Below are 243 nucleotides of genomic sequence, written 5' to 3'. Positions count from 1 at the left end.
TCACCGACCAGCACAACGTTGTTACCGATGGCGGTATCACCATCACCTATGATGTCACCGTCGAAGTTCTCGACTTGCACCACATTAAGGGGCTGGTTCTCGGGATCGCTATCGGCTAGATCGGCAAAGCCGCCGCCATGATCCATACCAGCGATCACTTCACCTGTAATCGCGACAGTGGCGGCATCATTAACCGCTTCATCCACCACATGGGTGTCGGCGTTAGCGGTTGGACCATCATTG

The 243-nt window shown here is 54.7% G+C and carries 1 protein-coding gene; it reads right to left on the bottom strand.

The window, feature by feature from the left end; genetic code table 11:
- A partial coding sequence (locus K5Q73_RS21540) for a hypothetical protein (RefSeq protein ID WP_220766216.1) occupies window positions 1–243 on the bottom strand: 243 nt, incomplete at both ends.

Origin of the sequence: Shewanella sp. MBTL60-112-B2 (assembly GCF_019655055.1) — a bacterium.
Classification (GTDB): Bacteria; Pseudomonadota; Gammaproteobacteria; order Enterobacterales; family Shewanellaceae; genus Shewanella.
Note: the sequence above shows the minus strand (reverse complement) of the source record. Positions and strands in the feature narration are given on the sequence as shown.